This window comes from Aeromonas sp. HMWF015 (genome assembly GCF_963878965.1).
Lineage (GTDB): Bacteria > Pseudomonadota > Gammaproteobacteria > Enterobacterales > Aeromonadaceae > Aeromonas > Aeromonas veronii.
Genome location: NZ_CAWNZT010000194.1, coordinates 1 through 4,005, shown reverse-complemented (window position 1 = coordinate 4,005; position 4,005 = coordinate 1). Strand labels below are relative to the sequence as shown.

Here is a 4,005-nt window from a genome sequence, read left to right as displayed (position 1 = left end):
AGGGTCTTGCCCTTGACCCATTCGGTCACCAGGGAGCTGGAGGCGATGGCGGAACCGCAGCCGTAGGTCTTGAACTTGGCATCTTCGATGATGCCTTCGTCGCTGATCTTCAATTGCAGCTTCATCACGTCGCCACAGGCGGGCGCACCGACCATGCCGGTTGCAACGCTGGGATCATTCTTGTCGAAACCACCGACGTTGCGAGGATTCTCGTAGTGGTCGATTACTTTTTCACTGTAAGCCATATCTCACTCCTGCTAATTCTGTTGCTCACTGACCAAATAGATCAGTGATGAGCCCATTCGACCGTGTTCAGATCGACGCCGTCTTTGTACATCTCCCACAGAGGGGACATCTCGCGCAGACGACCGATGGAGTCACGAATAAGCTTGACCGCGTAGTCAATCTCTTCCTCGGTTGTGAAGCGACCCATGCTGAAACGGATGGAGCTGTGTGCCAGCTCGTCGTTCAGGCCCAGTGCGCGCAGCACATAGGAGGGTTCCAGGCTGGCGGAGGTACAAGCCGAACCGGAAGAGACCGCCAAATCTTTCAGCGCCATGATGAGGGATTCCCCTTCCACATATGCAAAGCTGACGTTGAGGTTGCCCGGAACACGCTGATCCAGATCGCCATTGATGTAGACGGCTTCAATATCCTTGATGCCATTCCACAGACGCTGGCGCAGAGCCAAGATGCGCTCCCCTTCACTCACCATCTCTTCTTTGGCGATGCGGAAAGCTTCGCCCATCCCGACGATCTGGTGGGTCGGCAGAGTACCGGAACGCATGCCGCGCTCGTGGCCGCCACCGTGCATCTGGGCTTCCAGACGAACGCGGGGTTTGCGGCGAACAAACAGTGCACCGATCCCTTTCGGACCATACACCTTGTGCGCAGAGACGGAGAGCAGATCCACTTTCAGTGCTTCCACATCTACCGGGATCTTGCCCACACTCTGAACGGCATCCACGTGCAGCAGGATCTTGCGGGAACGGCACAACTCGCCGATGGCCGCAATGTTCTGAACCACGCCGATTTCGTTGTTCACATGCATGATGCTGACCAGGATGGTGTCATCACGCATGGCGTTTTCGATCATCTCGATAGTGAACAGGCCGTTGGGCATCGGCTCAAGATAAGTCACCTCGAACCCTTCACGCTCCAGCTGGCGACAGGTATCGAGCACCGCCTTGTGTTCGGTCTTGGAGGTGATGATGTGCTTGCCCTTGCTGGCATAGAAGTGGGCAACACCCTTGATGGCCAGGTTATTGGATTCGGTCGCACCGGAAGTGAAGACAATCTCGCGGGGATCGGCACCGATCAGATCTGCCACTTGATTACGGGCCAGATCCACCGCCTCTTCGGCTTGCCAGCCAAAGCGGTGAGAACGGGAAGCCGGATTGCCGAACAGGCCATCCATGGTGAGACACTGCATCATTTTTTCTGCGACACGCGGGTCCACCGGACAGGTTGCCGAATAATCAAGGTAAATAGGCAGTTTCATGTTTTTCTCCGTCACAGTCCGGGTCATACAGAGTCCCGCTGTGGAAAGCACGTTTATAGTTGGACTTTCAAGCTCACATCGCCGTGTTCTGCCCGATCAACCAGGGACAACACGGTCTTCATTTGTTCATCTTGCTTGCCGGCAATCCGGCGTACATCGGCCTGGCGTACCAGCTCGGCCAGGGTGATATCCCCGAGGAAGCTGGAGATCCGCTCACTCAGATCGCGCCACAGGGAGTGAGTCAGGCACTGGGTACCGCCGTGGCAGCCGCCCTTACCGAGGCACTTGGTAGCATCGACCGACTCATCGACCGCGGTGATCACCTGACCAACCGAAATCTCGCCTGGGGCCAAACCGAGGCGATAACCACCGCCCGGGCCACGCACGCTGCTCACCAGACCATGTTTACGCAGGCGGGCAAAGAGCTGCTCGAGATAGGACAACGAGATGCCCTGGCGCTCGGAAATATCGGCAAGGGGGACGGGCCCCTGCTCTGCATGCAGCGCCACGTCGAGCATGGCGGTTACAGCGTAACGTCCTTTTGAAGTCAGTCTCATGTGCCTTACCGTCTTGCGAAGCAATTTAATGGGGCACATGGTCACATACCCGACCAAATCAGTCAAGTATATGGTTGAGTAAATCAGTCGGATTAATCCGGTACGCGCGCTTTCTGCACCGAGGTCAGAATACCGCGCAGGATGTTGAGCTCAGCTGCTTCCGGCCGAGCCCGATTGAACAAGCGACGCAGCTTGCTCATCACATGACCCGGATGGTCATCGGCAATAAAACCGGTCTTCATCAGGGTTTGTTCCAGGTGCTGATAAAACCCTTCCAGCTGGGCGGCACTCGGATAGGCCATCTCATCTTCAGGCTCGGCGGCCTGCCCCTGCAGCCAGCGCATCCGCACTTCGTAACAGAGGGTCTGCACCGCCATGGCCAGATTGAGAGAGCTGTAATCAGGATTGGCCGGAATGGCCACATGGTAGTGGCACTTTTGCAATTCGTCGTTGGTGAGACCGGTGCGCTCACGACCAAACACCAACGCAACCGGGTGCTGCATCCCCTCAACCACCGACTTTTCGCCGGCCTCACGGGGATCGAGCATGGGCCAGCTCAGGGTTCGCGAGCGAGCGCTGGTGCCAATAACCAAACCACAATCGGCGATCGCGTCGTCCAGTGTCGGGACGATACGGGCATTGGCAAGCACATCGCTGGCACCAGCCGCCAGGGCGAAGGCATTGTCATCCGGCAAGGCTTGCGGATCAACCAATACCAGCTGGGTCAACCCCATGGTCTTCATGGCGCGTGCCGCAGACCCCATGTTGCCGGTATGAGAGGTGTTTACCAAAACGATACGAATCTGATCCAACATGCCCAGTCAATCTTCAGTCAAAAATGGCGCGCAATTGTAACATAAGAGAACACGATGTTGGCACCGTAAAAGCCGAGCCATTTCAGAACAAAACCACCCGTTTGTATAACAAACCAGCATGAGGGAAGTGAGAGGGGAGGACTAAACTTGATGGATATCCGATAAACGGCACAGGAGACAACACACCATGCTTCCTCCCTTTATCTATGAGAGATTGCCCAGCCTCTACCTGTTGGCAGCCATTGCCATGATTACGTTGAGTGAACAGCCCCTGCTCTGGTTTGCAGGCGCCTTGCTGTTTATCGCCGGAGCTGTGACCTGGATGATGCGCTCCAGCTACCGGCGTACCGATCTGATTATCTTTCCGAGCAAACGCTGGCTACAGCCGGAGTGGCTGTATGAAGCGCAGCCCTTTATCTGGCTGGCTGCGGGGCTGGCCATGTCACAGCTGCCCGCCCCTGCAGCACTCATCGCCTTGGTGCCCTGTCTGTGGGCCTGTCGCTGCCTCTGGGCACGGCACCATTATCGTCGCCATGCCCATGGGGTGATTGTCCACTTAAGACGGGATCCCGCCCGGCGCCGTCTGCACCGGAGCCTGCGCTGACTCGGTGCGGGCGCGTTCGATAAACGTCGCCAGATCCATCAGGGGATACTTCATCAGGCTCGGCAAGCCATCGAGATCCAGACTGTCCATCAGGTTTTTCACCTCAAGACCCAGTTCGGTATCCCCTTCTATCTTCAGCTTGCGCTGGAAAAAGAGCGAATCCGGATCCTCTTTGCGACCAGCGATAAGGATCAGGTCGTTGGCGGTACCGCTGAAGCAGACATCCGCCTTGTCACACTCGCGAGCTACCACCAGCTGGCCATTCTGCTCACTGATAAACCAGCACACCTCCAGATCAGAGACTTCGACTTTCAGCCACTTGTCTGCCAGAAACTCGAAATCGCCATCTTCGATAGCCTCTTTGAAAACTCGGGCCAGCAAACTCTCCATCAGCTGCTTTTGCAGATTGAACGGAACCAGCTTGAGGGAATGGCGCAAGAAGCGCGGAGCCTGTTCGACCAGGCGACGTTGCAGTTGTTGAAACACGATAGACTCCCTTTTTTGCGCATTCAAACACAGGGAGAGTGG

The 4,005-nt window shown here is 56.5% G+C and carries 6 protein-coding genes; 1 reads left to right on the top strand and 5 read right to left on the bottom strand.

What is annotated here, in order from left to right:
• The 4 genes from AACS18_RS10180 to trmJ form a co-directional block, all read right to left on the bottom strand.
• A partial coding sequence (locus AACS18_RS10180) for an iron-sulfur cluster assembly scaffold protein (RefSeq protein WP_181363257.1) occupies window positions 1-245 on the bottom strand: 245 nt, incomplete at its 3' end.
• 41 nt (window positions 246-286) lie between these two features.
• Window positions 287-1,501, bottom strand: coding sequence for an IscS subfamily cysteine desulfurase (locus tag AACS18_RS10175; RefSeq protein WP_021229687.1), 1,215 nt, complete (start codon window positions 1,499-1,501; stop codon window positions 287-289).
• Window positions 1,502-1,554: 53 nt separating this feature from the next.
• Window positions 1,555-2,058 carry a Fe-S cluster assembly transcriptional regulator IscR gene (iscR, locus tag AACS18_RS10170; protein ID WP_026035025.1) on the bottom strand — a complete coding sequence of 168 codons (504 nt, stop codon included), beginning with the start codon at window positions 2,056-2,058 and terminating at the stop codon, window positions 1,555-1,557.
• 92 nt (window positions 2,059-2,150) lie between these two features.
• Window positions 2,151-2,873 (bottom strand): tRNA (cytosine(32)/uridine(32)-2'-O)-methyltransferase TrmJ, encoded by a 723-nt coding sequence (trmJ, locus tag AACS18_RS10165; protein WP_005359790.1) that lies wholly within the window; start codon window positions 2,871-2,873, stop codon window positions 2,151-2,153.
• Between the two features lie 187 nt (window positions 2,874-3,060).
• Here trmJ and AACS18_RS10160 point away from each other — a divergent pair, with 187 nt between their 5' ends.
• Window positions 3,061-3,477 carry a hypothetical protein gene (locus AACS18_RS10160; protein WP_108612261.1) on the top strand — a complete coding sequence of 139 codons (417 nt, stop codon included), beginning with the start codon at window positions 3,061-3,063 and terminating at the stop codon, window positions 3,475-3,477.
• Here the strand turns inward: AACS18_RS10160 and ubiT are convergent.
• The gene (ubiT, locus tag AACS18_RS10155) at window positions 3,430-3,963 is read right to left on the bottom strand and encodes a ubiquinone anaerobic biosynthesis accessory factor UbiT (protein WP_108612260.1); all 534 of its coding nucleotides are present in this window, start codon (window positions 3,961-3,963) and stop codon (window positions 3,430-3,432) included. The two genes, AACS18_RS10160 and ubiT, sit on opposite strands and share 48 nt — an antisense overlap.
• Between the last annotated feature and the right edge of the window lie 42 nt (window positions 3,964-4,005).

Excerpts from the sequence above, each read along its gene's own strand:
- AACS18_RS10175 (WP_021229687.1), bottom strand. The coding sequence starts at position 1,501 with ATGAAACTGCCTATTTACCTTGATTATTCGGCAACCTGTCCGGTGGAC.
- iscR (WP_026035025.1), bottom strand. The coding sequence starts at position 2,058 with ATGAGACTGACTTCAAAAGGACGTTACGCTGTAACCGCCATGCTCGAC.
- trmJ (WP_005359790.1), bottom strand. The coding sequence starts at position 2,873 with ATGTTGGATCAGATTCGTATCGTTTTGGTAAACACCTCTCATACCGGC.
- AACS18_RS10160 (WP_108612261.1), top strand. The coding sequence starts at position 3,061 with ATGCTTCCTCCCTTTATCTATGAGAGATTGCCCAGCCTCTACCTGTTG.